The organism is Anabaena sp. WFMT (assembly GCF_051781005.1).
GTDB lineage: Bacteria > Cyanobacteriota > Cyanobacteriia > Cyanobacteriales > Nostocaceae > Anabaena.
The window spans coordinates 181,449-207,575 of record NZ_JBPWOA010000006.1; the positions used below are offsets into that span (position 1 = coordinate 181,449).

Annotated in this window: 20 protein-coding genes; 12 read left to right on the forward strand and 8 right to left on the reverse strand. The window is 40.5% G+C overall.

What is annotated here, in order from left to right:
• Positions 1–101: 101 nt before the first annotated feature.
• The 4 genes from ACSQ6I_RS05565 to ACSQ6I_RS05580 form a co-directional block, all read right to left on the reverse strand.
• The gene (locus ACSQ6I_RS05565; RefSeq protein ID WP_438889378.1) at positions 102–1,766 is read right to left on the reverse strand and encodes a ribulose bisphosphate carboxylase small subunit; all 1,665 of its coding nucleotides are present in this window, start codon (positions 1,764–1,766) and stop codon (positions 102–104) included.
• A 114-nt stretch (positions 1,767–1,880) separates the two neighbouring features.
• The gene (locus ACSQ6I_RS05570; RefSeq protein ID WP_015212737.1) at positions 1,881–2,180 is read right to left on the reverse strand and encodes a EutN/CcmL family microcompartment protein; all 300 of its coding nucleotides are present in this window, start codon (positions 2,178–2,180) and stop codon (positions 1,881–1,883) included.
• 6 nt (positions 2,181–2,186) lie between these two features.
• Positions 2,187–2,531, reverse strand: a complete 345-nt coding sequence (locus tag ACSQ6I_RS05575; RefSeq protein WP_015212738.1) for a carbon dioxide-concentrating mechanism protein CcmK — start codon at positions 2,529–2,531, stop codon at positions 2,187–2,189.
• Between the two features lie 88 nt (positions 2,532–2,619).
• Positions 2,620–2,928, reverse strand: a complete 309-nt coding sequence (locus tag ACSQ6I_RS05580; RefSeq protein WP_015209255.1) for a carbon dioxide-concentrating mechanism protein CcmK — start codon at positions 2,926–2,928, stop codon at positions 2,620–2,622.
• Positions 2,929–3,583: 655 nt separating this feature from the next.
• On the opposite strand from ACSQ6I_RS05580, the gene ACSQ6I_RS05585 reads away from it, so the two are divergent.
• The 8 genes from ACSQ6I_RS05585 to ACSQ6I_RS05620 all read left to right on the forward strand — a co-directional run bounded on the left by ACSQ6I_RS05585 (position 3,584) and on the right by ACSQ6I_RS05620 (position 17,728).
• On the forward strand, positions 3,584–5,440 hold the full coding sequence (locus ACSQ6I_RS05585) for an NAD(P)H-quinone oxidoreductase subunit F (protein WP_438889380.1): 1,857 nt from the start codon (positions 3,584–3,586) through the stop codon (positions 5,438–5,440).
• A 103-nt stretch (positions 5,441–5,543) separates the two neighbouring features.
• The gene (locus ACSQ6I_RS05590) at positions 5,544–7,043 is read left to right on the forward strand and encodes an NADH-quinone oxidoreductase subunit M (protein WP_438889658.1); all 1,500 of its coding nucleotides are present in this window, start codon (positions 5,544–5,546) and stop codon (positions 7,041–7,043) included.
• A gap of 101 nt (positions 7,044–7,144) precedes the next feature.
• Positions 7,145–8,278 (forward strand): CO2 hydration protein, encoded by a 1,134-nt coding sequence (locus ACSQ6I_RS05595; protein WP_438889381.1) that lies wholly within the window; start codon positions 7,145–7,147, stop codon positions 8,276–8,278.
• A 152-nt stretch (positions 8,279–8,430) separates the two neighbouring features.
• On the forward strand, positions 8,431–9,204 hold the full coding sequence (locus ACSQ6I_RS05600; RefSeq protein WP_438889382.1) for a COP23 domain-containing protein: 774 nt from the start codon (positions 8,431–8,433) through the stop codon (positions 9,202–9,204).
• Positions 9,205–9,505: 301 nt separating this feature from the next.
• A complete protein-coding gene (locus ACSQ6I_RS05605) occupies positions 9,506–11,725 on the forward strand; it encodes an FG-GAP-like repeat-containing protein (RefSeq protein ID WP_438889383.1) in 2,220 nt (739 codons plus the stop codon).
• Positions 11,726–12,227: 502 nt separating this feature from the next.
• Positions 12,228–12,953, forward strand: a complete 726-nt coding sequence (locus ACSQ6I_RS05610; protein WP_438889384.1) for a peptidylprolyl isomerase — start codon at positions 12,228–12,230, stop codon at positions 12,951–12,953.
• A 79-nt stretch (positions 12,954–13,032) separates the two neighbouring features.
• Positions 13,033–16,038 (forward strand): peptidase domain-containing ABC transporter, encoded by a 3,006-nt coding sequence (locus ACSQ6I_RS05615; RefSeq protein WP_438889385.1) that lies wholly within the window; start codon positions 13,033–13,035, stop codon positions 16,036–16,038.
• A 106-nt stretch (positions 16,039–16,144) separates the two neighbouring features.
• Complete coding sequence (locus tag ACSQ6I_RS05620; RefSeq protein WP_438889387.1) at positions 16,145–17,728, forward strand: HlyD family efflux transporter periplasmic adaptor subunit; 1,584 nt, start codon at positions 16,145–16,147, stop codon at positions 17,726–17,728.
• A gap of 402 nt (positions 17,729–18,130) precedes the next feature.
• Here the strand turns inward: ACSQ6I_RS05620 and ACSQ6I_RS05625 are convergent, their stop codons facing one another.
• From ACSQ6I_RS05625 to trpS, 3 genes are all read right to left on the reverse strand, one after another.
• Positions 18,131–18,874 (reverse strand): Uma2 family endonuclease, encoded by a 744-nt coding sequence (locus ACSQ6I_RS05625; protein WP_438889388.1) that lies wholly within the window; start codon positions 18,872–18,874, stop codon positions 18,131–18,133.
• 157 nt (positions 18,875–19,031) lie between these two features.
• Positions 19,032–19,946 (reverse strand): methylenetetrahydrofolate reductase, encoded by a 915-nt coding sequence (locus ACSQ6I_RS05630; protein ID WP_438889389.1) that lies wholly within the window; start codon positions 19,944–19,946, stop codon positions 19,032–19,034.
• A 59-nt stretch (positions 19,947–20,005) separates the two neighbouring features.
• Positions 20,006–21,013 carry a tryptophan--tRNA ligase gene (gene trpS, locus ACSQ6I_RS05635; RefSeq protein ID WP_438889390.1) on the reverse strand — a complete coding sequence of 336 codons (1,008 nt, stop codon included), beginning with the start codon at positions 21,011–21,013 and terminating at the stop codon, positions 20,006–20,008.
• A gap of 649 nt (positions 21,014–21,662) precedes the next feature.
• Here trpS and ruvB point away from each other — a divergent pair.
• The 3 genes from ruvB (at position 21,663) to ACSQ6I_RS05650 (ending at position 24,251) form a co-directional block, all read left to right on the forward strand.
• Complete coding sequence (ruvB, locus tag ACSQ6I_RS05640) at positions 21,663–22,766, forward strand: Holliday junction branch migration DNA helicase RuvB (RefSeq protein WP_015212775.1); 1,104 nt, start codon at positions 21,663–21,665, stop codon at positions 22,764–22,766.
• Positions 22,767–22,795: 29 nt separating this feature from the next.
• Entirely contained in the window at positions 22,796–23,590 is a 795-nt protein-coding gene (locus tag ACSQ6I_RS05645; RefSeq protein WP_438889391.1) for a TIGR01548 family HAD-type hydrolase, read from the forward strand.
• Positions 23,591–23,750: 160 nt separating this feature from the next.
• Positions 23,751–24,251, forward strand: coding sequence for a dihydrofolate reductase (locus tag ACSQ6I_RS05650; protein WP_438889392.1), 501 nt, complete (start codon positions 23,751–23,753; stop codon positions 24,249–24,251).
• 192 nt (positions 24,252–24,443) lie between these two features.
• Here the strand turns inward: ACSQ6I_RS05650 and ACSQ6I_RS05655 are convergent, their stop codons facing one another.
• Positions 24,444–25,250, reverse strand: coding sequence for a tetratricopeptide repeat protein (locus ACSQ6I_RS05655; RefSeq protein ID WP_438889394.1), 807 nt, complete (start codon positions 25,248–25,250; stop codon positions 24,444–24,446).
• A 186-nt stretch (positions 25,251–25,436) separates the two neighbouring features.
• Between ACSQ6I_RS05655 and ACSQ6I_RS05660 the strand changes: the two genes are divergently transcribed.
• Entirely contained in the window at positions 25,437–25,736 is a 300-nt protein-coding gene (locus ACSQ6I_RS05660; RefSeq protein ID WP_013190996.1) for a 30S ribosomal protein PSRP-3, read from the forward strand.
• Positions 25,737–26,127: the final 391 nt, after the last annotated feature.

The following is a 26,127-nucleotide window of genomic DNA, read 5'->3' on the forward strand; positions in this document are numbered from 1 at the left end:
TTAGCCTGCCGTTAGGCATATGGTAAGTGGTAATTGGGAAGAATATATTACCTAGTACTCATTACCTATTACCCATTACCCATTACCCATTACGCAATCAATTATGGACGTTGGATAATTGCTTCCAACACGCGGCGTTTAGCTGCGGAATCAATACCTATCAAGCGTACATATTCACCTGCATATTCAGAAATGTAAGCTTCTAAGGTAGCGATCGCATCTCGTTCAGATGTAGCCTGAATCTGACCGCAGCTTGCCCAAGTACCTGTTCGGAAACGTCTTTGGTCTACGTGTTCAACGCTAATCTTAAACCCACCGTTTAACAACTGTCTCAGCTGGTCTATTACTTCTGTACTCAAGCGAGTGCTGGTTGCAGTTGCAGTTGCAGTTCGACCACCATAATTGGCAGCTACTGCTGTTTTAGCACTACCTGAAGATACTTCTTGACCGTTAGGACGCTGGATAATTGTTTCTAGTACCCGACGCTTGGCTTTGCTGTCAATGCCAATTAGACGCACATATTCGCCTTGGTGGTTAACCATGCATTCTTCCAAAGCAGCAACTACATCATTAGCTGAGGTTGCTTCAATGGGGTTACAACTTTCCCAAGTACCTGTCCGGAAACGACGCTCATTTACGTGTTCTGTACCAATTTTGTAACCATTAGCCAAGAGTTGGCGAATTTGGTTAACAGTTTCAGCACTGAGTCCACCAACAGCACCATTACCGTTGCCATTGCCATTGCCGTTGTAGCTCCTGTAAGATGTAGCAGCAGGAGTCTTAATACTAGATGTACCTGCAACTACACCATCGGGACGTTGAATGATGGTTTCTAATACCCGTTTTCTACCGTTATCAATGCCAAACAAACGCACGTACTCGCCACTGTGGTCCATTAGACAAGATTCTAACGCTGCGATCGCTTCTCCTAAAGACCTAGTTTCAATCGGCTGGCAGCTTTGCCAAGAACCTGTGCGAAAACGTCTTTGATCAACGTGTTCCGTGCCGATTTTATAACCTTGATTCAGTAAATAACGGACGTGTTCTACTGTTTCTGCACCCAATTTGCTTGCCACTTCACTACTCCTTTCCAACTCTTCAACAACAATACTTCTTGTATAAGATTTAGCCCCAGACAGATTCAGCTCATCCCGAATTGGGGTAATACACTTAAGATCCTCCGCACAGCGATAACCAGTCCGCAAAGCCTGGTTAATCCCCACAACGTGGTGAGCAAATTCCTCATCCTGAGCTTGTACATCTGGCAAGCGGTCAGCTTGCTGCTGCGTAGTAATTATCGAGCCAGAGGCTACGTATTTACCCGGGGGAATTTCTACATCTTGGATTAAAGCGTGCATCATGACGATGCAACCAGCCCCTACCCTGGCATTAAATACCGTGGAGCGAAAGCCAATAAAGCAACTATCACCAATGTATGCGGGCCCATGAATGAGCGCCATGTGGGTAATTGAAGCATTTTTACCAATCCATACCGAGTATTCTTGGCCATCATCACCAATTACTCGACCTTGCTCCAACCCATGAATTACTACACCATCTTGAATATTAGTATTTTCACCAATAAAAAAAGGTGTGCCTTCATCTGCTCTAATCGAAGTTCCTGGAGCAATAATCACATTTTGACCCAGGTGTACATCCCCAATAATAAGAGAAGAAGAGTGTACAAATGCGGTTTTATGGATATCGGGTTCAGCTAAACTCCTAGACCACGGGGTTGGGGGGGCCGCCGTGCTGCGGACTGCCATCGCGAGATTCCTCCTGAAATAAGCTTTTTGTCAGTGATTCAGTTATCAGTGGAAAAGGCAATAGGCAATAGTTTATTCTCGCTTCCTGTTCCCTGTTAAGAGTTCCCTGACTATCTATATTTGGTCTTTTTTGCTGTAAAGGAGGCGATCTTCAACATATATAGTATCTATTATCGCCACTACTGCTGCATCTAACGGACGTTGTTCATTGCCAAGAACTTGACGAGCGGCACCATTACGACTAAACAGCACCCACTCTTCCACTCCTGCTCCGACATTATCGGCTGCTACCTCATATTCTGGCAGGAGTTTTCCGTCTTCATCTACTAATTGCAACAGCAGTAGTTTGACACCTCTAAGACTTGGATCTTTTTGCGTGCTAACTACTGTGCCACGGACTTTGGCAATTTGCATTCTAAATTATGGTCTTCTGCCGAAAGGACGAATCGCGTTTACACCTTCCCGGAACTGTTCTACATCTTCTGTATAACGAATTGGTAGAACGTATTCCAAGTTTTCGTGAGGACGAGCAATGATGTGAGTAGACAGCACTTGTCCACCGTTGACTCGCTTCACATTTTCAACTCCAGCTGCTACTGAAGCTTGTACTTCGGAAACGTCACCGCGAACAATGACTGTCACCCTACCACTACCGATTTTTTCATAGCCTACCAAGGTAACACGAGCAGCTTTCACCATCGCGTCAGCAGCTTCTACTACTGCTGGAAAGCCCAGCGTTTCAACCATTCCCACTGCAATTGACATTATTGTAAATCCTTAAATCAAGTTTTCCGACAGGCAAAAATTTCCACTCAAGCAAGCAACACCGTTAATCGCTTTGTTTAAACACTTTTTAAGTGCGGAACTGTTCTACCGCTTCTGTGTACCGAATTGGTAAGACGTATTCTAGGTTTTCGTGGGGACGAGCAATGATGTGAGTGGACAACACTTCACCGCCATTTACTCTTCTGGCTGCTTCAACTCCAGCTGCTACTGAAGCTTGTACTTCAGATACATCACCCCGTACTATAACGGTAACACGCGCACTACCGATTTTTTCATAGCCTACCAAAGTTACACGGGCTGCTTTCACCATCGCATCAGCAGCTTCTACTACTGCTGGAAAGCCTTTAGTCTCAATCATTCCAACTGCAATTGGCATCGCAGAACTCCTAAAAATTTAATCAATTAGTACTATGGGTTGAAATTTTTGACGGGGATGCTTATCTTGAGGGAAGAAAATACTTCTAAAATTAAGCATATAAAACCTTGGCATCCCTGGCAACATAAATTACTATAATAGTTTGTAATAAAAAAGTTTTAAAAAACTTAACAAAACTTAATGCACTCCTAAATTTGATCAAAGTTCACGGTTTCCTAGAGCGGCCGCTTATGCTTTATAATTTCTTTATTACATTTAGAAAATCACATTCATAACCAGGGCTAACCATATCTGGTCAGGATTGGGCAGAGGCTGTATATTCTACTGTCTCGGTCTTTCCTCAATTTTTGCTATTTGCACAGGTATTAAATGAAAAATATATAACTTTTTTAAATATAAACTATAAAATTCTTTGCACCAAGTAGAAATATAAATTTCCACCCAGAGAATTAGTAAAGGCAAGTAAATGCTGTTAAATCTGTAAACCTATATTTAACTGCCATTGAATAGCGCACATTAAAGTAAAAATGCTGATTCAAGTTTATTTGGAAAATAGTTAAGAGAAACTTGATTTTTTCAAAATTAACGTTTTAAGCAAAGGATTTTTTTTAGGGTGTCTAAGAAACTAAAAGCTGAGTCGTCAAGGAAAATTTAAATGAATGAGTTTCTATTTTTTACAAGTTGGTTCGTACCTTTTTATAGCTTACTAGGGGCAGTTTTAACCTTGCCTTGGAGCATAGGAATAATTCAACGAACAGGGCCAAGACCTGCGGCCTACTTGAACTTGTTGACGACTTTGGTGGCTTTTGTCCATAGCCTGTTGGTATTTCAAAATATCTGGGATAGAGATCCAGAAACTTTAGTAATCAATTGGTTCCAAGCTGCGGATTTTAATTTAACATTTGCTTTAGAACTGTCGCCGGTCAGTATTGGTGCAATAGTTTTAATCACAGGATTGAGTCTGTTAGCTCAAATTTATGCCTTGGGTTACATGGAAAAGGACTGGTCGATAGCACGTTTTTTTGGGCTACTGGGATTTTTTGAGGCAGCCTTGAGTGGTTTAGCGATCAGTGATTCTCTGTTTCTCAGCTATGCCTTGTTGGAAGTTCTCACCCTTTCCACCTACTTGCTAGTTGGTTTTTGGTATGCTCAACCATTGGTAGTAACGGCAGCGCGGGATGCGTTTTTAACCAAACGGGTGGGAGATTTATTGTTACTGATGGGTGTAGTTACCCTTTCCACCCAAGCTGGTAGTTTAAACTTTTCTGATTTATATGAGTGGGCGCAAACTGCTCACCTAAGTCCATTAACATCAACATTAATAGGTGTGTCATTGATTGCTGGACCTGCTGGTAAGTGCGCTCAGTTTCCCCTACACCTGTGGCTAGATGAAGCAATGGAAGGACCTAACCCAGCTTCGGTGATGCGGAACTCTTTGGTAGTAGCAGGTGGTGCTTATGTGTTGTACAAAATTCAACCATTATTAGCACTCTCACCAGTGGCACTAAATGCTTTAGTTGTGATGGGTACAGTGACGGCATTAGGTGCAACCTTAGTGTCCATCGCACAAATTGATATTAAACGGGCTTTATCTCATTCCACAAGTGCCTACATGGGGTTGGTATTTTTGGCTGTGGGTTTACAGCAAGGGGGTGTAGCTTTGATGTTGCTGTTGACTCATGCGATCGCCAAAGCATTATTATTCATGAGTTCCGGTTCCATCATCTACACTACCCAAACTCAAGATTTAACAGAAATGGGTGGTTTATGGTCACGAATGCCAGCCACGACCACAGCCTATGTCGTTGGTTCGGCTGGGATGGTGACACTATTACCACTGGGTAGCTTTTGGGCAATGCTGGCTTGGGCTGATGGCTTGGTGAAAGTTAATCCTTGGGTAATTGTGGTTTTAATATTAGTCAATGGTTTGACAGCATTGAATTTGACGAGGGTTTTCCGCTTAATATTTTGGGGAGAACCGCAACAGAAGACTCGCCGCGCCCCCGAAGTTGGTTGGCAGATGGCCTTCCCAATGGTGACTTTGACGATATTGACCCTACTATTACCCCTAATGCTACAGCAATGGTACTTGTTGCCAGGATGGGAAAGTATTGATTGGTACGTGGTATTAGCTTTGCTAACTTCTACTGTATTGGGGGTGGGTATTGGTGCAACAATGTACCTACATAAAGCTTGGTCAAGATCCAGAATTCTAGCATGGAGATTTATTCAAGATTTACTAGGTTACGATTTTTACATTGACAGAGTTTATCGCCTTACCATCGTCAGTGCTGTAGCTCTGTTATCAAAGATTTCCTCTTGGAGCGATCGCTATTTAGTCGATGGTTTAGTAAACTTAGTGGGTTTTGCTGCCATTTTTAGTGGTCAAAGTTTAAAGTACAGCATTTCTGGTCAATCTCAAGCTTATATGCTGACTATTCTCGTAGTGATTAGCGTCCTTGGTTTCTTTATTAGTTGGTCATTAGGCTTACTTGATAAATTACCTTTTTAATAGTACCGAGTACCGAGTAAACAGTTAAGAGTAAGGAGTTATCCTCATCTCCTTCGTCATACCCATCTTCTTCCCCCCATCCCCATTTCTTGAACTGCTTATGATGCTGAGTACGTTGATTTTGCTACCTTTACTTGGTGCCGCCTTAATCGGTTTCTATCCCTATCCTATCAGTGGGAAAGTGTCCCGTGGAATGGCTTTGTCCGTGTCCGTAATGATTTTCTTATGGACAATTTTCCTGGCAATTCAGTTTCATCCAGAGGAAGTCGGGATACAATTTTCTGAATCCCTACCTTGGATAGAAGCCTTGGGATTAAACTATAATCTAGGCATAGATGGTTTATCATTGCCATTATTATTGTTGAATGGACTTTTGACTGCTATTGCCATCTACAGCAGCGATGAATCTCTTCAGCGTCCGAGATTTTATTACTCGTTAATCCTACTCCTGAGTGCTGGGGTGATAGGAGCATTTTTGGCACAGGATTTATTGTTATTTTTCCTGTTTTATGAGTTAGAACTAATTCCCCTATATCTGCTAATTGCAATTTGGGGTGGTGCAAAGCGTGGTTATGCAGCTACAAAGTTTCTGATTTATACATCAGTTTCGGGAATCTTGATTTTAGCTAGTTTCCTGGGGATGGTTTGGTTAAGTGATTCTCCAAGCTTTGGACTAGCAACCCTAAACACCACTAATTTATCTTTGGCAACACAATTATTACTACTAGTAGGAATTTTGGTGGGTTTTGGAATTAAGATTCCCTTGGTTCCCTTTCATACTTGGTTGCCTGATGCCCACGTCGAAGCTTCCACACCGATTTCTGTACTGTTAGCTGGGGTATTGTTGAAATTAGGAACTTACGGTTTACTCAGATTTGGAATGAACTTGTTGCCAGAGGCTTGGGTATATGTAGCACCGACTTTAGCCACATGGGCAGTAATTAGTGTCTTGTTTGGTGCATCTTGTGCGATCGCTCAAACTGATATGAAAAAAATGGTAGCCTACAGTTCTATCGGACATATGGGCTATATTTTGTTAGCAGCAGCAGCAGCCACACCCCTCAGCGTATTAGGTGCTGTCATGCAAATGATTAGCCACGGCTTGATTTCTGCCATGATGTTTTTACTAGTGGGAGTTGTATATAAAAAAGCTGGTAGCCGTGATTTAGATGTTATTCGCGGGCTGCTGAACCCAGAACGGGGTATGCCCGTCATCGGCACATTGATAGTTTTGGGAGTCATGGCTAGTGCTGGGATACCGGGAATGGTAGGTTTTATTTCCGAATTTATTATTTTTCGAGGCAGTTTCGAGGTTTTTCCAGTACAAACCCTGTTATCAATGCTGGGGACAGGTTTAACTGCGGTTTACTTCTTAATTCTTCTCAATCGCGCCTTTTTTGGGCGGTTATCTGCTCAAGTTACCAACCTCCCACGAGTTTATTGGAGCGATCGCATTCCTGCATTTATCTTAGCTGTATTAATTGTGATTTTCGGCATCCAACCATCTTGGTTAGTGCATTGGAGTCAAGCGACAATCACCGCAATGGTAAATACACCAAGCCTAGTAGCAAATGCACCAGTAGATAAAGCTGGTAAAACTTAAAAGATATTAGTTTTGTGGTAGGGCTTAAATTCTACTACAAGCTAATTCTTAACTTTTATCCCTCAACCGTGATTTATTGTTAATTTCCTGGAGAAATAGTAATGGTTAATCTTAAAAAAAAACCTGTTAATAAGCCTTTATCTGAATATATTCAACGGTTAACAACTGGAGGTGCATTACTCTCTGATAGTCCAGAGAATGTCATGGAAGTAGTGGGTATTCTCAAAAGCTATGGTGTAGTTTTAGATGCCTATTCCAAAAATCTAATTTACATAGCTGAACATCAATTTTTAGTATTTTTTCAATTTTTTAAATATTTTAATGGTGAGATGTCTTTCTCCAAATTATTCCGTCACTGGTGCCATGACAGAATTAATTTTGAATATGCAGAATATTGTCTGAAAGCCATGATGTGGCATGGTGGTGGTGGATTAGATACATATTTAGATACCGCAGAATTTAAAACCAGAACACAAGCTGTTATTGCTGCTAAGTTTAAAAATAATCCCTTAATCTTAGGACTTAATCAACTATTTCCTGAATTTCTCACAGAACAGTTGCGTGTCTCAGCTTATTACACTGGTTTAGGTCAATTTTGGCGAGTAATGGCTGATATGTTCCTGAGTTTATCAGATCGCTATGACAAAGGCGAAATCAAAACTATTCCTCAAGTTGTAGATCACATCAAAGCAGGTTTAGTCGCAGATGCACTCAAGCCAATTACTTACAATGTCAAAATTGACAACAAAGTCTATGAACTTATTCCTAAATCAGTCGGTTTGACTTTTTTAGCAGATACAGCTATTCCATATGTAGAAGCGATTTTTTTCCGGGGAACCCCTTTTGCTGGTACAGTTTCTCTCAACGCTCAAGCTTATCAAATTCCCCCAGATCAGTCTCGATTTCAGTATGGCGCGTTATATGCAGATCCTTTGCCTATAGGTGGTGCGGGGATTCCTCCCACGTTGTTGATGCAGGATATGCGTCATTATTTGCCAGAATATTTGCATGATATTTATCGTCGCAGTCGTCGTGGTGAAGATGACTTACGCGTACAAATTTGTATGAGTTTCCAAAAGTCGATGTTTTGCGTAACGACAGCAGCGATTTTGGGATTGTCGCCTTATCCTATAGATACACAAGATCCATCTGAGCAAACAGCTAATCGTATTTATTTAGAAAAGTGGATGGATAGGTTAAAAAACTCGCAGATATTGGAAGTGAATAAATCTTGAGCAAAGCGCAATCAGACAGCCTTTAACCTGATAACATGGTGTATGTGACAGAACAATTGAAACAACAAAAAGAAAAATAAGCTTCTCAGATGAATCAAAAAATAAAATTCTCCGTCACTAGATGTATTCAGTGAGATATTAGAGGTTTAATTATGTCATTACAACCACTTCAGGTTTTATTTTTGAGTAGTCTTAGCTTATCCTTACTTCTTAGCAATTCTGTAGCTTTTGCCCAAGTTGATGGTGTTGTTGTCCCCACAGTACCATCAGGATCATCAACAACAGTACCACCTGGATCATCTACTAATATACCGACTTCAAGCACTGTTGACAGCAGCAAAAGATTTAGCTGTCAATATTATAATGGTAGATATACTGTAATGTACCAGCCCCAAAGTCAACCAGGTCAATTCTTTGCTTGGGCAGCACCTCAAGCTTTAGGTGGTGGTTGGACACCACAAAATCGCTGTGAAGCGATCGCTACTCGTTTAGAATTATATCGCCCAGATGGCTTACAAGAACTTCAGATAGCTGTAGAAAATAACGAAAATATTATCTGTGTAACCACAGAAGCTAACACTGGTTGTCGGATTGTACTCACAGTACCCCGTGGTCAAGACCCTTACGCTATCCGCAGTAGTGTTTTCAATAACTTAGCTACTGCTGACAACGGTCAACAAACTATAGCTGTTAATACCTATGCTAATCGTAACCAAGGAGGAGCTAACGAATTATACAACTTGGGACGCAGTCTTTTAGGTGGTGGTAATAATCGTGTTAATTCATCTAAAAATGGCATTAATTTGAAACCTTTCCTAGATCGCCAAGATGGTGGTACAGCCAGTAACTTGCGAAATGGAGTCTCAATTGGTCGTCCTTCTCGACCACAAAATACTACTATCCTCAACCCACGGTTATTCCGCTGATTTATGATTTATCTCAGCTAAATATTTACCGTTGAAGTAATTATTAATAAATTCATTTTTGGCTTCTTTGTACTTATTTACAAGGAAGCTTTTGTCTGTAGATAATCTTCAGATTTCATAATATAAATTTTCTGTAAAAAAATAGTAATACTTCTTAATTAGTCAAGATTTTCGGCTTACAGTAGGTGAAAATTATAGAAAAGGAAGTATTTGTCAGGTAATAGTGATCTTGATCCAGACAAATATGACAGTTTTCAATTTAGATAAATACAGTGTTTCAACTTTATCCAGGAAAAAGTAAATGACAATATCATTTAGTGCGCCCAACGATATTAACGTCGGTTCTGAACCCTTTTCCATAGCTGTAGGAGACTTTGATGGGGATGGTAATCTAGATGCAGCAGTAGCAAACTCTCTTGACAAAACAGTCTCAGTACTTTTGGGTGATGGACTAGGTGGTTTTTCCCTGATTTCTAGTCCCGCTGTAGGGTTATATAACCCTATTTCAGTAACTGTAGGAGACTTTGACGGGGATGGTAATTTAGATTTAGCAACAGCTAACTTTGACTTACCTGATCTCCAAACCATGCCTCCAACCCTAAATCCCGATAGCAATATCTCAATTCTGCTAGGAGATGGAACTGGTAATTTCGGCGCTCCCAGTGCAGTTGCTGTTCCTGGGGGACTGAGTGCAATCTCTTTAGGAGACTTCAACAAAGATGGCAAGCTAGACGTAGCTGCGGGTAATTTTCTCAGCCCTGATGTGTCTGTCTTCCCCGGAACTGGTTTAGGTACATTCGGAGCGGCTCAGACCTATCCAGTTGGTAACAATACCCGTGCGATCGTAGTAGAAGATTTCAACGAAGATGGTGTTCCAGATATAGCCATTGTTAGGTCTGGTGCTTCAGTTGTGTCAATACAGCTGGGAGATGGCTTAGGTGGCTTTAACCCTGAGACTGACTTTAATGTAGGAGCAGAACCTCGATCAGTGACTGTAGCTGACATCAACGGTGACGGCGACCTTGATTTATTGGTAGGCAACATTGATGATGATAATGTTTCATTACTCTTAGGTGATGGCACAGGCAACTTTGGCACTGCTACTAACTATGGTGCAGGAAATGGTTCTCGCTCCGTAGCTGTGGGAGATTTTAATGGTGACTACAAACTAGACTTATTAATAGCGAACCAACTCGGTAATAATATTTCTCTGTTGTTGAATACTACTGTAGGAGACAATTTTATTGGCACTCCTGGTAATGATATTTACACAGTTGATAGTATAGGTGACACAGTTACTGAAAACTTCAATGCTGGTATAGACACAGTTAGATCCTCAGTCACTTACACCTTAGGCAACAATATAGAACATCTGACTTTAACTGGAACAAACAATATCAATGGTACAGGTAACGAACTAAATAACAACATCACAGGTAATATTGCGAATAATATCCTTGATGGTGGGGATGGTAACGATAACCTCAAGGGTGGAGATGGTAATGATACCCTGATTGGTGGTCTTGGCAACGATAATCTCAATGGTGGTATAGGTGCTGACAGTCTCACTGGTGGTGATGGTAATGATTCTTACACGGTTGATGATTTGGGTGACACAGTTACCGAAAACGTCAATGCTGGTATAGATACAGTTAAATCTTCTATTACCTACACATTAGGTAATGACCTGGAACATCTGACGTTAACCGGGACTAATGATATCGACGGTACAGGTAACGCACTAAATAACAACATCACAGGTAATATTGCGAGTAATATCCTCAATGGTGGGGATGGTAACGATAACCTCAAGGGTGGAGATGGTGATGATACCCTGATTGGTGGTCTTGGCAATGATAATCTCAATGGTGGTATAGGTGCTGACAGTCTCACTGGTGGTGATGGTAATGATTCTTACACGGTTGATGATTTGGGTGACACAGTTACCGAAAACGTCAATGCTGGTATAGATACAGTTAAATCTTCTATTACCTACACATTAGGTAATGACCTGGAACATCTGACGTTAACCGGGACTAATGATATCGACGGTACAGGTAACGCACTAAATAACAACATCACAGGTAATATTGCGAGTAATATCCTCAATGGTGGGGATGGTAACGATAACCTCAAGGGTGGAGATGGTGATGATACCCTGATTGGTGGTCTTGGCAATGATAATCTCAATGGTGGTATTGGTTATGATTTTTTCCGATTTAATGCCTCCAATGAAGGAATTGATAAAATTTTAGACTTTTCAACTGTGGATGACTTAATTGAGGTGTCTGCTGGTGGATTTGGTGGTGGATTAGTTGTAGGTAATTTAGCTGCTTCAGCTTTCCTTTCTGGTGTAGGTAGCACTACAGGTACTACTGCCGATCATAGATTTATTTACAACACTATTAATGGTGCTTTGTTCTTTGATACTGATGGCGTTGGTGGTGCAGCTAGTGTTCAAATAGCACTTATTAGTACAATACCTAGTCTCAGTGATGCTGACATTTCTGTTATCGCCTAAAACACTTAGCCAGCTTGCTAATATTTTTGTAGGGCTGGCATTTTGCCTGGCTGACAATGAGAAATAGTAAATGAAACCGCGAGGGGATAAAGGGAAAATTGTGTGATTTTTCTTTACCCTCTGCGTTTTAATCTTGTTCTAGAACAATACAAAATTTATTTTATAAAAGGTGTAACCATAGATTTATGGTAACTACAGACTCAATTTTCCGACTTTTTTGTACCTGACTGCCAATTTAAGGTTGCAAATTCAAAAAATTATGATAGTTTGGTACGATATCGGCAAATATGGATGCCTTTGTTACCAAGGGTGATCAAAAGATATTCGGTTTATACCATTATCTTTGGTAACAATCTATCTATGCACATAAAAAGAGCTAAATACCAGGACTGAGATTGTAAAGAATTGTATAAGCTTAACCCATAGATAAACTGCCAACAATCTGTTTCTACTATGTTTTTAACAACAATTTATAACTGTGGTAACCCTGTTTACAAGTGATATGAATCAAGTTCTGCAATTTAGCGATGCCTCCGGTGAGCGAAGCGATCGCATACTGACAGCCCCAGAAGTTCTACAATTACTAGCTAAATACCAATTAATTCCCTCATTGCTCAGAGAAGTGATCATTGATCAAGCGATCGCACAGATTGAGTGTACGCCACAAGAAGAACAGCTTGCCTGTGAACAGTTAGCTCAACAATATCAAGGGCGACAAGAACTAAGTTCTGAGCAATTGAACAGTACGGCCATTCGTCAATTAAAACTGGAAAAATTCAAAGAAGCTTCATGGGGACAAGATTTAGAATCTTACTTCTTCCAGCGTAAACCTCAGTTGGATAAAGTGATCTATTCCCTAATTACTACTGCTGATATCGGTATTGCTCAAGAAATCTATTTCCGCATCCAAGAAGGAGAACAGTCCTTTGCTCAATTAGCAAGGGAATATGCCCAAGGGCCTGAAGCTCAAACAGATGGTTTAGTAGGTCCGGTGGAATTACAATCTCTTCATCAATCACTAGTGAAAATTTTATCTACTAGCCAACCACGACAAATTTCACCACCCACTCAAATAGGAGAGTGGATAGTAATTGTTCGGTTAGAGAAATTACTACCGGCGCAGATGGATCGCCCACTACGTCAGCGATTGTTAAATGAACGTTTTCAGGGTTGGCTACAAACACAACTATCTGCACAAAATTGGCAAATTAAAGAATTAGAAGGATGAATTGATAGCGATATGAATAAATACCTCTAGCCAATAACTCTCACCATAACCGACAGTAAATTAATTAATTTTCATAAACATGACTTATATTAAGAGCGCGTTTGAAGAATTTATTGCCACCATTGATGGATTTGAACAACTATCGACGGCGGAAAGAAATAGCTTTGTTTCACAACAGCAAGCCTTACGCTACCGGATAGGTCAAAAAATAATTAGTAAAGAAAAACTACCTGACCGCATAGCAATTCTTTATGAAGGGCGAGTGCGGCTGTTAGCGTATGACCCCCAAACCCAATTACCAATTACCTTAAAAATACTGGAACCGGGAGCGATAATTGGTGAAATTAGTTTATTGAGGCAGATTGCTTGTGAAACAGCGATCGCATCCACCGAAGTTATCTGCTTAACTTTAAGTACCGTAGATTATTTAAGTCTTCTTTCCCAAAATCCAGCCTTTGCCCATGCGCGTCAAAACTCTAGTCACATCATAGAAGTATTCGACGTTCTCAGCCCCCAGTTAGCCCAACAAGCCAACGCTGGTTTAAATCTCAAAGAAATTAGCCAACAAGCTTTATCAGGGGCAAAAATCCATCACCTAGAACCAGGAAAAACCCCCTTCAGTCAACTAGATGATAATCGCATCTGGTTTTTTAGTGGTGGTGGTACAGTAACCAATCTTTCCCCAGGTTCTCAGTTAGCATCTAGCAATGGCAAAAATGTTCTGGAAGTTATAGGTAAAACTCCAGCACGGTTGCTAGGTATAAATCCCACAGATTTATTATTCCTGAATGATGATCAAGTAAAACAGGAACTTGCAGACAGTCAATTACAAATTAGAGATGAGTTAGAAATTCCTTACGCATCAACAGAGGAAGTTTTTCCATCACCATCTGATACACCACAAGTTAAACAAAAACATCTAAACTATCCATTTTTTCGCGCCCAGGGTGAATTGAATTCAACCCTTGCTTGCTTTCAAATGCTCGCCAAGCACCTAGAAATTCCCTTCCGGAAGGAGGTAGTGCGGCGGATTTTAAATGAGCAAATGAAACGTCAAGGGAGTATATCCTTTCAACTTTGCGCGTATTTAGCAGAATTAATCGGACTCAGATCCCAATTAGTAGATGTTCCCGCTGCCGCAATTGCACGTATTCCCGCACCAGCCTTAATTCAATATAGTGATAGTTTTGCTGTTATCTATGCAGTAGATGCAAAAACAGTAGTTTTAGGTGTACCTTCCAAAGGTATTATCCGCTGCAAACCAGGCAAACTATTAGAAGAATTAGAGACTGATGAAAACAATTTGCAGCCGCAACTCAGAGTCTTATTACTCAGTGCTACCCAGGAAACACCCCAAGAACGCTTCGGTTTGCGCTGGTTTTTACCCTACTTATCCAAATATCGTCGCGTCCTCATAGAAGTATTCATCGCGTCCTTTTTTGTACAATTAGCAGCTTTAGCTAATCCCCTCGTTATTCAGTTAATTATTGATAAAGTCATCGTTCAAAATAGTATTAGTACTCTGAATATTTTAGGGGTTTTACTATTAGCAGTTGGTGTATTTGAAGCGATACTAACTACACTGCGAACATACTTATTTGTGGATACGACCAACCGCATTGATATGAGTTTGGGGTCACAAATTATTGACCACTTACTGCGGTTGCCACTCCGTTATTTTGAACGCCGACCGGTAGGGGAATTATCTACTCGTGTCAATGAGTTAGAAAATATTCGTCAGTTTCTCACAGGTACTGCTCTAACTGTGGGGTTAGATGCCTTATTCTCTGTGGTGTATATCGTCGTCATGCTGTTTTACAGTTGGAAACTGACTGTAGTTGGGTTAGGGACAATCCCCTTATTTGTGGTGATTACATTAATTGCTGCCCCCACAGTGAGCCGACAATTACGTGTAAAAGCTGAACGTAACGCCGCAACTCAATCTTACTTAGTTGAGGTCATGTCAGGGATTCAAACAGTGAAAGCGCAAAATATTGAATTGCGATCGCGCTTTTCCTGGCAAGAACGTTACGCTAAGTTTGTGGCCGCAGGGTTTAAAACTGTGATCACTTCCACCCTGGCTAATTCCACCAGTCAGTTTCTCAACAAACTCAGCGGCTTACTAGTGTTGTGGGTGGGAGCTTATTTAGTCTTGCAAGGAGAGCTAACTTTAGGAGAATTAATCGCCTTTAGAATTATCTCCAGTTACGTAACTAGCCCCATATTACGTTTAGCGCAAATCTGGCAGAACTTCCAAGAAACTGGGTTATCTTTAGAACGTCTCAGCGATATTGTTGATACCCCACAAGAAGCAGAAGCAGACAAGGGCAACATTCCCTTACCTGCAATATCTGGTGCAGTCAAATACGAAAATGTGTCTTTCCGATTTGCTCCCAGTGGACCACTACAACTAAATAATGTCAGTCTTGATTTCGAGGCTGGTAAATTTGTCGGTATTGTCGGACAAAGCGGATCAGGTAAAAGCACAATGATGAAATTACTGCTCAGACTTTACAACGTCGAGTCAGGCAGAATTTTGATTGATGGTTACGATATTGGCAAAGTAGAACTTTATTCTCTGCGTCGGCAACTTGGAGTCGTTCCTCAAGATCCGTTGTTGTTTGATGGCACAGTGCAAGAAAACATTGCCCTGACCAATCCTGAAGCCACAACCGAGGAAATTATCGAAGCGGCACGAATTGCTGTAGCCCATGAATTTATCATGAATCTACCCAATGGTTACAACACCAGAGTAGGAGAAAGAGGTTCAGCCCTTTCCGGTGGACAAAGACAGAGAATTGCGATCGCACGTTCGATTCTACAAAAGCCTAAATTATTAGTTTTAGACGAAGCCACCAGCGCCTTAGATTATCCCACAGAGAGACAAATAGGTCTAAATTTAGCCAGAGCATTTCAAGGAACTACCGTCTTCTTTATTACTCACCGTCTGAATACTGTCAGTAGTGCAGATACGATCATCGTCATGGATGGTGGTAGGGTAATAGAGCAAGGTAGCCATCAAGAATTAATGGCTACTAAAGGTCATTATTTCTATCTTTATCAACAACAAGAAGTTAATTTGTAATTTGTATGGGCGGCTAAAACCCGTCCTCCAAATCAGTTATTTAACCTATTGACAATTAAATTTTCCATTCAACATCACAAATCTAAAATCTAAAATCTAAAATTATATGACTCTACTTAATGGACATCATGTAAACGGTAATGGCAACGGCAACGGCAATGGTAACGGCAAAAAGCAAGATTCCCAGGTGCTGACACTGCCAAAAAAAGCTGCAAAAAATTCCTTAATTACCCCTTATCAGGATAGTTTTGAGCAATCTGTAGTCTTACGTCAGTCTCCTATTTGGTCACGTACCATCATGATCACCTTGATGGGGTTAGCTTGTTTTGGGATTGCTTGGGCTAATTTTGCCAAAATCGAGCAAGTAGTTCCCGCAACAGGTCAATTAAAACCAGAAGGAACAGTCAAAGAAGTACAAGCTCCCATTAGTGGTGTAGTGAAATCTGTTTATGTCAAAGACGGGCAAGAAGTAAAACCTGGAGACTTACTCTTAACTTTTGATTCTATTGCCACCTTAGCGGAATTGAGTTCCTTAAATAAGATTCGCGTCGCTTTAACCAAAGAAAACGATATTTACCGGCGCTTGATGGGAGCAAGTACAGGTACAGCATCAGAATTAGACTTTTTACGCAGTAGATTACCAGCAGAATCTGCTTTTCTTCTCAAAAGTCGAGCATCCTTAGTAGCAGAAAATGAACTACTGCGTTCTCAATTGAGAAATTCAGGAACAGAATCAGGGAATGGAATTGACGAACAACAACGTCTCATAGCTGCTAAAACAGAATTAGATTCCCGATCTGCCGCAGCAAAGTTAGAAGTAGAAAAAACGAGAAAACAATTATCCCAAACAATATTAAAACGACAAGATACTCAAAGTAGTTTAGCTATTCAGGAAGGGATTTTAAGTAAACTCAAAATCTTAGCAGAAGAAGGTGGTATTTCTCAACTGCAATATCTTAACCAGCAACAGCAAGTACAAACTCTCAAAGCTGAAGTAGCCCAATTAATTGAGGAAGAAAAACGTCTTCAGTTTGATATTCAAAAACGGCAACAAGAAGTAACTAATACAGTTGCATTTTCTGATAAATCTGTTTTGGATAAGATAGCTGATAACAAAAAGCGGATTGCAGAAGTCGATAGCCAATTCATGAGAATTATCCTGGATAATGAGCAGCGATTGGCAGATATTACGAGTAAGATTTCGCAGACGCAATTAAATGTTAGATATCAAGAACTTCGCGCACCTGTAGCGGGTATAGTGTTTGATATGCAAGCTAAAAATCCTGGTTTTGTAGCCAACCCCACACAGAAGTTATTGCAAATTGTTCCCAATGATAAATATATTGCTGATGTATTTATCACCAATAAAGATATTGGTTTTGTCCGCAAAGGTATGAAGGTAGATGTGAGAATTGATTCGTTCCCCTTCAGTCAGTTTGGCGATATTAAAGGTGAGGTAATTGATATTGGTTCAGATGCTTTACCCCCAGATCAGACTCATCAATTTTATAGATTTCCAGCTACTATCAGCTTAGATAAACAATACCTAGAAATGACAGGTAAAAACATCTCTTTACAGTCTGGTATGTCAATTACTGCCAATATTAAAGTGCGTGAAGAACGAACAGTCATGAGTTTGTTCACTGAAATGTTTACCAAGCAAGTTGAGAGTCTGAAAGAAGTGCGTTAATACCACAGCATTCATAATGGGCTGCAATACGCCTGTGCAGTAAAAACTTATTTTGTCTCTCATTTACCTGGAAGACGCTGTATCTAGTTTATTAAATTTACTCTATTTTAGAGGCGTTGCAGACAACGTCTCTACTTTTTTGGATGTTAATTTACAAAGATAAACTTGATGAGAAGATTTTGGATGAAGCGCATGATTATATACTCTTTTCGAGAAAGGAGTTTGAGAAAACTCAGAAAGGTCTAAAGAAATTACATAGAAGTGAGCAATTCAGGGCAAAAATTTTAGAGGTAATTTAGAAAATTTGCAGATTTTTATCTGATAACTCAAAGTTATTGGAAGATAGGGAAGTGTACTCAATGCACCGAGATTTGGATCAACCTCAGTAAATCGCATTTAATATTACGCTTCCGGTTCAACCCCCAAAGCACGCAATTGTGCAGCCAAGCGATCGCTTTTTTGACGTTCCAATTCTGCCCTTTGGCTTTCCTGTTCGGCTCTTTCTTCACCAGTCAACAACAAATTACCTTGCAAATCCCACCAGCGTAACCAAGGTAATTCTGCATTCTGATATTCACCTTGCCATAAACCTAACTCAACTCCCAAAGGTGAAATTGAATAATGTCCCCATTCATTTGCTGGTAATAACTGATATTGTCCACCAATTAATTCATAAACTTCTACACTGGCTTTATTCACTTCATAAATGCCGTAAAAGGGAGTACGAATTACCTGCTCATAAATCCAAAATTTACCTTTCCAAGGGGTTTTATCTCGCTCTTCGCTGCCATTCCCAGAGACAAATTCTAAAACAATTAATGGGGCAATGTATTCTTGCCAAAGCACATAAGAACGGCGTGTTTGCCCATTTAAGGTAGGCGGTACATTGGGTACAAAGAACCAGTCAGGAGCTTCTGCACCGCGTTCTGGGGGGTCAGTGATGCGCCAATAGATACCTAAGTCCTGACCAATACAATATTGACCATCAGGATTTAATTTCTTGAGAATGGGTGTAATTGAGTCAGTCAGTAAGATGCTTTGGGGATGTTCTTGCCAATTCTTCACAAATGTACCGTCTGACTCTGGAAGTTGGGTATGGTCTGGGAGAGTGGTTTCAGAGGTTGGCGGCTTGGTGGTAAAAGTCATATACCCTCGCGCTGGATGAGGTTTGTTTTACTTTAGCAAAATTAGCAATATCAGAGACAACGACTGAATTTAAATATCCGTGATGTCGAAATCCTTATAGAGACGTTCCATGGAACGTCTCTACAAACAAAATTCATAATTTAAGCTGCATTTCCCTCTAACTAACCTTCTCCACCCCTGCTAAATCCAAAATAGGTGCGATCGCATCTTCCCGTTTCACCGCCATCATATGCACACCCTGACACAATTCCCGCGCAATCTGCACTTGTTCCGCTGCAATTTTCATTCCTTCCTCCAGCGGATCTTTCGCTTTTGCTAACCTATCAATAATATGTTGGGGAATATTTACACCGGGAACAGCCTTATTAATAAACTGGGCATTTTTTGCTGATTTCAACAGAAAAATTCCTGCCAAAATTGGTTTATTATAACCTGAAGCAATTTTATCCATGAACTTTTCTAGAATTTCAAAATCTGTAATTAATTGACTTTGAAAAAATTGCGCTCCGGCTTCTACTTTCTTTTCAAAACGACTTTGTAAACCTGACCAACTTTTAGATTGTGGATCTACCGCTGCACCTGCAAATAAATCTAATGCACCATCATTAAGAAGTTTTTCATTAAAATCAACACCTTGATTCATCTTCCTAATTAATTGCAACAGCCGCACAGCTTCTAAATCAAATACAGCCTTTGCTTCAGGATGATCACCTGCTTTTACAGGGTCGCCAGTTAAAGCTAAAATGTTGCGGATACCCAAAGCATGAGCGCCCATTAAATCTGCTTGTAATCCTATCCGATTGCGATCGCGGCAAGCAACTTGGCAAATCGGCTCAATTCCATTGTGCAACAAAATCGCTGACGCTACCAACGAAGACATCCGCATCACGGCTCTGCTACCATCAGTAATATTGACAGCATGAACTCTCCCCTTAAGAGTCGCCGCCATTTTCAGCATCTGTGTGGGATTTCCTCCTTTGGGAGGTGCAACTTCAGCAGTAACTAGAAACTCTCCCGCTTCTACCGCTTTTCGGAAGTTATTTAATGTACTAAAACTATGGGTATCCAGCATAATGTTATCAGTTCGGTTTCCTTAAAGGGTAAAACAAATCACACCTAAAAGCGCAAACCTTAGAGAGGAACAGAAAAACCCAAAGCAGCTTTGACATCTGCTAGAGTTTGATTAGCTATAGCCTCTGCTTTTTCCCTACCATCTCGCAACACCGACTCCAGATAACCTTTATCTTTCATTACCTCCTCATATTTTTCTTGAATTGGTTTCAAAGCATTAATTGCTGTTTCTGTCAACAATGGTTTAAACTGTCCCCAACCCATATCTGCACATTCAATAGCCACTTCTTCCTTAGTTTTTCCAGCCAGCAAAGTATACAGCGTTAACAGGTTATGACATTCTGGGCGTTCTGAGTCATCAAAAGTTAAACCCCGCACCAAATCAGTTTTACAGCGTTTAATCTTCTTCGTGATTTGATCTGGTGGATCTAAAACATTAATTCGACTCAATTCTGAAGGATCTGATTTTGACATTTTCCGTGTTCCATCTGTCAAACTCATCACCCTTGCACCTTCCTTTCTAATCAAAGGATCTGGTAACTTCAGCACAGGTGCATCTTTCGCAAATTGGTGATTAAACCTGTTGACGATATCCCTTGTTAGTTCCAAGTGTTGTTTCTGATCTTCACCCACAGGTACTTTATCCGCTTGATAAAGCAGAATATCGGCAGCCATTAGCACGGGATAATCTAACAAACCAACACCGACATTTTCACCTTGTTTAACCGCTTTTTCCTTAAACTGGATCATATCTTGCAACCAGTTAAGCGGAGTAATACAATTTAGCAACCAGGTAAGTTCACTGTGCGCCGAAACGTGAGATTGGACAAAGATGTGAGAATGACTTAAATCAATACCACAGGCTAAATAAAGAGCAGCAATATTGTAAGTATCAGCCGCTAAAGTGGCGGGATTATGTGGTACAGTAATTGCGTGTAAATCTACAACACAAAAGAAATTTTCATACTGGTCTTGAATTTCTACCCAGTTGCGAATAGCACCCAAGTAGTTACCTAAATGTAAGTTACCAGTTGGTTGAACTCCCGACAGAACGCGCTGCTTACCCATAATTATCAGTGTAACGAGAACTTGCTCAATTTTATAGACCCTAACGGTCAAGTCAAACCCCTGAAAACCGTCCTAAGTATAGAGGAGGTTTTTTTAGCTAAAGCAGCAAGAAGCCCCACGTCTCATATCATGTCCGGTTTAATACTTATCATTAAGGCAGCAGGGGGCAGGCTTGCCCTGAGCGAAGTCGAAGGGGAGCAGGGGGAAAGAGAATTTTTGGATTTCTGCACAAACAATTTATATCGCCAGTGATTAGGTGGACATGATATCACTATTAGGAGTGTGGGATGAATTACGAGTGAATTGACGACAGTTCCCTGACTAATGTGCGTAGTGCGAGGGAAAGGAGACACGATAGTAGCGTCTGTCTATAGTTGTTCCTATCATTAGATTCACCCCTCTACCCTATTCCTTATTTTGGGCAACATACCGTTAATTATCGCACACTTAAACACCAGTGTTGGGTAAATAGCATTAGAGGTTAATCAAAATTGATTACTGGTAAATTGATAAGATAAAATAGAAATCCATGCTTTTTGGTACTGTCACTGTATTTTAACTAACTGCAAATATCTTATACTGGTTTTGCTTCTTGACTGCCGTAACGATTTATCGGTGCTAAACCTCTACTTCTGAATTTCTGAAAATTATGGCGATAATCTCCTCAAAAAAAAGCGGACAAGAACCTAATAAAGAACCTCAACAGCCGAGGGAATCAGCGAAAGTACCTCCCCAGGAAAATAATATATTGCAACCTGAAGCGGCTATTGATGAAGAAGGTAAACAAGAAGAGAGTATTCGACCCCAGCGATTTGCAGATTACATTGGGCAAAAAGACTTAAAGGATGTGCTAGATATTGCCATTAAAGCTGCTAAGTCTAGGAGTGAAGTGATGGATCATCTGTTGCTGTATGGTCCTCCTGGCTTGGGTAAAACCACAATGGCGATGATTTTAGCCTCAGAGATGGGAGTAAGTTGTAAAATTACCAGCGCCCCAGCATTGGAACGACCAAGGGATATAGTTGGGTTATTGGTGAATCTCAAAGCGGGAGATGTGCTTTTTATTGATGAAATTCATCGCCTGTCGCGGATGACTGAAGAGATTTTGTATCCAGCGATGGAAGATTATCGTTTAGATATTACGGTGGGTAAGGGTTCCAGCGCCCGGATTAGAAGTATACCACTGGTTAAGTTTACCTTAGTGGGAGCGACAACCCGTGTAGGTGCTTTAACTTCACCTTTGCGCGATCGCTTTGGCTTAGTTCAAAAACTGCGATTTTATGAAGTTGACGAACTCAGTCAAATTGTTCTCCGCACCGCTGAATTATTAAAAACACCAGTCAACTCGGATGGGGCTACAGAAATTGCCAAACGTTCACGGGGAACGCCACGGATTGCAAATAGATTATTAAAACGAGTCCGTGATTATGCTGAGGTTAAAACCTGTGGAGAAATCAATGAAAACGTAGCTGCTGAAGCTTTACAACTATTCCAAGTAGATCCTTGTGGCTTAGATTGGACAGATAGAAAAATGCTGAGTATGATCATTGAAAACTTCAATGGTGGGCCAGTGGGTTTAGAAACCATCGCCGCAGCAACAGGTGAAGACACCCAAACCATTGAAGAAGTTTATGAACCTTATTTAATGCAAATTGGTTATTTAAGCCGTACTCCTCGCGGTCGAGTTGCCACGCAAGCCGCATATAAACACATGGGATTTAAACCACCCAACGAGCAATTATCATTGCTTTAATTCCCTGCAAACATCAATTCCCCATTCCCATGACTCAACAAACAAAAGCAATAGTCGTTTTTGATATAGATGGTGTTATCCGTGATGTTGGTGGTTCTTATCGCCGCGCCTTAGCAGATACCGTAGAGCATTTTACCAACCAAGCTTACCGTCCCACACCAGAAGACATTGACAACCTCAAATCTGAAGGAATTTGGAATAACGATTGGGAAGCCTCCCAGGAATTCATTTACCGTCACTTTGCTACCCAAGGACAAAACCGCGAACAACTGCAATTAGATTATCAAGATATTGTTGCTTATTTTCAAACCCGTTACCGAGGTACAGACCCAGAAAATTGGAATGGGTATATTTGTGATGAACCTTTATTAGCCCAGCCTAATTATTTTCAAGAACTCACACAAACAGGTATAGGTTGGGGATTTTTCAGCGGTGCTACTCGCGGTTCTGCTACTTATGTTTTAGAAAAACGCTTAGGTTTGCAATCTCCTATCTTAATTGCAATGGAAGACGCACCTGGTAAACCTGACCCCACAGGACTTTTTGCAACTATTAGCTTATTAGAAAATGGTAATGACAGAAAACAAACAGTAGTTTATGTAGGTGATACGGTTGCAGATATGTACACCGTCGCAAAAGCTAGAAATATAGATGATTCTCGCACTTGGCTGGCTGTGGGAGTTTTACCACCTCATGTACAAGAAACAGCAACGCGACGTGAGGCTTATACTGAAACATTAATTCAAGCAGGAGCAAATATAGTATTTAGTAATGTGCAGGAATTGAATTTCAAGCAGATTCAGGAATTGCAAAAAGGATCATAAATATTTTAAAATCAATCAAGCAATGGGTTCAAAAGCGATCGCTCTATAGAATTGTGAGATTTTTTTGTCTAGATTTTGCATATTAGGTACTGAAGAACCAAAAAAATAACCTAACTTGAAATTAGCAAAATTTACATTTCAAAAATAAGGATAGTGTTATATGCCTCTAATTAGCCTCATTGCAGCTATTTCTGAAAATCGGATTTTAGCTGACTCAACAAAGGAACATATTCATGTGGGTATTCCTTGGAATATTCCCACAGATGGACATCATTTTCAAGAAATTACCTGGCGGCATCCTGTGATTATGGGTCGGAGAACTTATTCTACTTTTTATCAACCGCTGCCAAATCGTACAAATATAATTGTTACCAGAAATCTTGATTATCAAGCTCCTGGTTGTGTTATTTTCCATTCACTTTTGGAGGCAGTTGAATGGGCTAAAATGAGTGAAACAGAGGAGATATTTATTGCTGGTGGTGGAGAGATTTATACTGAGGCGATCAAATTTGCGGATAAGCTTTATTTGACAATTGTGGAAGGTAATTTTGAGGGAGATATATATTTTCCTGAGTTTGCAGATTTCGGTAAAGTAACCAAAGAAGAACATTTGCAGGAAAATGGCTTTAAGTTTAAGTTTGTGGAGATTGAAAGGGGTTAGTTAAAATTTGTATTGGAGTGCGATGCAGGCATCGCATTCAGTATGGATAAAACTGTATAGTAGAATACTATCAACAAGAATTACGGCAGTTTGCGTAGTTAGGAGGTACAAAATCTAAATTGAAACCTATACACAAAGCCAGTTTTACTTCTGACTCCTGACTCCTGAATTCTGCTGTAATAGCAAATCCATTTACTGTAATTTCAGAAATTTATCCAAGGCTGCTACCATACTGGGAGGCCAACGACGGATATTTTGCACCCAGTTCATATCTTTATAGCGGGTATCAAGTCCATAAGCTGCTACCCAGTTGCTTTCAGCTTCGCCTTTTTGTCCACTTACCCAGTATGCAGCTGTTAAGGCGGCACGCATATCAGCGAATTTAGGATATTTACGGACTATATTTCGCATTTCCCGGATAGCTTTGTCTATTTGATTAGTTTCATATAAAGCTAGGGCATAATTAGCTCTAGCAAAGGCAAAATTGGGAGCGATTTCTGTGGCTTTTTGGTAATCTGCGATCGCATCTTCCCATTTTCCTAACCCTGTTTTGGCGTTACCCCGATTGTTGTAAGCCATTGCGTCATTAGGGTCTAGTTCTAGCACATAATTATAATCTGCGATCGCTTCTTCCCATCTCCCCAAACCTTCTAATGCTGTCCCTCGATTTAAATAAGGGTCTGTGACATTTGGTGCTAATTCTACAGCTTTGTTGTAATCTGTCAGTGCTGCTGCCAATTTATTCTGGCTAACGCGGGAATTACCCCGATTACTCCAAGCACCCGCATTAGTAGGAAACTTTTCAATAATCTCTGTCCAATAGCTTTCAGCCGTAGCAAAATCACCTTGATTTGTAGCTGCAAATGCCTTAGTTGCTAACTCATCCCCTTGTTGTAACTCTTCTGGGGTAGTATTCCCTGTTGAGGATTGTGCCATTACTGGTGTACCCCAGCCAAACATAATTAACAAACTTAAAAAAATACAGATTATTTTAATCATTGATCGCTCTGTGATGGGCAATAAAATTAATCATAAGGCATAAATATTCCTTATCGGTTCCATCCTGTTACCGTCCCAAAGGGCTGGTCAATTGGTCAGATTTTGCGTTAAAATAAGCCTCGGTGTAGGTTGCCGCAGGCATCGCTAACTTAGTAAGTAATAGCCGGATTTTTCCCGGAGGTGTAATTGACCAAGTTCATTTTAAAAATTCTCTGGTTAGATGAGAACGTCGCTCTAGCAGTTGATCAGGTTGTTGGTAAAGGTACTAGTCCTTTGACCAAATATTTTTTCTGGCCCAGAAATGATGCCTGGGAAGAATTAAAAAAAGAGTTAGAATCCAAACACTGGATTACAGACGTTGACCGCGTTGAGTTGCTCAACAAAGCCACAGAAGTAATCAACTACTGGCAAGAAGAAGGCAGAAACCGTCCCATGGCCGAAGCCCAGTTGAAATTCCCAGAAGTTGCCTTCACCGGTAGTGCTTGATCCTTTTAGTAATCGCTAATTGGTGATTGGAGGCAGGAAAAAGGTGGCAGGTGGAGAGGTAAGAGGTGACAGACAGGAATATAGCTAGAACGTTATTCTCCTGATCTTCCCATCCTCCCCAGTCACCTTTTCCCCAGTTTGATTTTCTTGTCTAGGTTTTATATAGCAGCAGTTATATTTTCGTAAGTTTACACACTCTCGCCAAACGCGATTTTCACTTAGTTGTTTAAACCCGAAAAAACTATTACGATCAAAATTCATTCTGTTAGCGGTAGCGGGGCGTTGAGCAGCGTTCTGACTCCAGATTCCTGAATTCTGTTCGATAAATTACCGTTTTTTAATAACGAAAAATAGTCAAAGTTTTTCTATATTTGTCTGGTTCTATTTATTA

What these genes read in the sequence shown, in the direction of transcription:
- ACSQ6I_RS05565 (WP_438889378.1), bottom strand. Translation starts at nt 1,766, where the DNA reads ATGGCAGTCCGCAGCACGGCGGCCCCCCCAACCCCGTGGTCTAGGAGT.
- ACSQ6I_RS05570 (WP_015212737.1), bottom strand. Translation starts at nt 2,180, where the DNA reads ATGCAAATTGCCAAAGTCCGTGGCACAGTAGTTAGCACGCAAAAAGAT.
- ACSQ6I_RS05575 (WP_015212738.1), bottom strand. Translation starts at nt 2,531, where the DNA reads ATGTCAATTGCAGTGGGAATGGTTGAAACGCTGGGCTTTCCAGCAGTA.
- ACSQ6I_RS05580 (WP_015209255.1), bottom strand. Translation starts at nt 2,928, where the DNA reads ATGCCAATTGCAGTTGGAATGATTGAGACTAAAGGCTTTCCAGCAGTA.
- ACSQ6I_RS05585 (WP_438889380.1), top strand. Translation starts at nt 3,584, where the DNA reads ATGAATGAGTTTCTATTTTTTACAAGTTGGTTCGTACCTTTTTATAGC.
- ACSQ6I_RS05590 (WP_438889658.1), top strand. Translation starts at nt 5,544, where the DNA reads ATGCTGAGTACGTTGATTTTGCTACCTTTACTTGGTGCCGCCTTAATC.
- ACSQ6I_RS05595 (WP_438889381.1), top strand. Translation starts at nt 7,145, where the DNA reads ATGGTTAATCTTAAAAAAAAACCTGTTAATAAGCCTTTATCTGAATAT.
- ACSQ6I_RS05600 (WP_438889382.1), top strand. Translation starts at nt 8,431, where the DNA reads ATGTCATTACAACCACTTCAGGTTTTATTTTTGAGTAGTCTTAGCTTA.
- ACSQ6I_RS05605 (WP_438889383.1), top strand. Translation starts at nt 9,506, where the DNA reads ATGACAATATCATTTAGTGCGCCCAACGATATTAACGTCGGTTCTGAA.
- ACSQ6I_RS05610 (WP_438889384.1), top strand. Translation starts at nt 12,228, where the DNA reads ATGAATCAAGTTCTGCAATTTAGCGATGCCTCCGGTGAGCGAAGCGAT.
- ACSQ6I_RS05615 (WP_438889385.1), top strand. Translation starts at nt 13,033, where the DNA reads ATGACTTATATTAAGAGCGCGTTTGAAGAATTTATTGCCACCATTGAT.
- ACSQ6I_RS05620 (WP_438889387.1), top strand. Translation starts at nt 16,145, where the DNA reads ATGACTCTACTTAATGGACATCATGTAAACGGTAATGGCAACGGCAAC.
- ACSQ6I_RS05625 (WP_438889388.1), bottom strand. Translation starts at nt 18,874, where the DNA reads ATGACTTTTACCACCAAGCCGCCAACCTCTGAAACCACTCTCCCAGAC.
- ACSQ6I_RS05630 (WP_438889389.1), bottom strand. Translation starts at nt 19,946, where the DNA reads ATGCTGGATACCCATAGTTTTAGTACATTAAATAACTTCCGAAAAGCG.
- trpS (WP_438889390.1), bottom strand. Translation starts at nt 21,013, where the DNA reads ATGGGTAAGCAGCGCGTTCTGTCGGGAGTTCAACCAACTGGTAACTTA.
- ruvB (WP_015212775.1), top strand. Translation starts at nt 21,663, where the DNA reads ATGGCGATAATCTCCTCAAAAAAAAGCGGACAAGAACCTAATAAAGAA.
- ACSQ6I_RS05645 (WP_438889391.1), top strand. Translation starts at nt 22,796, where the DNA reads ATGACTCAACAAACAAAAGCAATAGTCGTTTTTGATATAGATGGTGTT.
- ACSQ6I_RS05650 (WP_438889392.1), top strand. Translation starts at nt 23,751, where the DNA reads ATGCCTCTAATTAGCCTCATTGCAGCTATTTCTGAAAATCGGATTTTA.
- ACSQ6I_RS05655 (WP_438889394.1), bottom strand. Translation starts at nt 25,250, where the DNA reads ATGATTAAAATAATCTGTATTTTTTTAAGTTTGTTAATTATGTTTGGC.